Origin of the sequence: Blastopirellula marina, assembly GCF_002967715.1 — a bacterium.
GTDB lineage: Bacteria > Planctomycetota > Planctomycetia > Pirellulales > Pirellulaceae > Bremerella > Bremerella marina_B.
On record NZ_PUIA01000029.1, the window covers coordinates 1 to 573 of the forward strand.

The 573-nt window shown below is 61.3% G+C and carries 1 protein-coding gene; it reads left to right on the top strand.

Annotation, left to right across the window (positions count from 1 at the left end):
- Window positions 1-573: PDZ domain-containing protein (locus C5Y96_RS09340; RefSeq protein WP_114322171.1), on the top strand; the 573-nt coding region annotated here is incomplete at both ends.

A 573-nucleotide genomic window follows, 5' to 3' on the forward strand; every position in this document is an offset into this window, starting at 1 on the left:
GGCCTGGTGATGGAGATGACGCCGATCCTGCATATCCAGGAGGGTTCGCCCGCCGCGGAGCATGGATTGAAGGTGGGTGACAAACTGGTATCGATCGGCGACGAGCCGGCCGCCGACGGTTATACGTTGGCTTCCCGCACTGCGAAATACGCCGGAGAGACGGTCGATGTGGTGGTCAACCGCGATGGGGAAGAAGTGACCCTCTCGGTCCCCATGCGACAGCCGAAGCAGTACAACACGCAAAGCGGCTACCGCAGCGAGTTGGCGGTCGACATGCTAGGCGTTTCTTATTCGCTGGAGCGGCGAGTCGCCGAGGTGTTGCCTGGCAGCCCGGCCGAAGCGGCTGGTCTGCAAGCGGGAGACGAAATCCGTACGCTGAGACTCAAGCCGACCGATTCGCAAAAAGGATCGGGTTATGGCTGGCCGAAGCACGATGAGCCGTTAAGCCTGGTCAAGGATGAGATCGGCTGGCAGGACGCGTTTGACGCGGCGTTCCAGTATCTGCCGGCCGGCGTTCCGGTCGAAGTGATTGCCGACCGCGAAGGAACCGACGAAACGCAAACGGTGTTGATT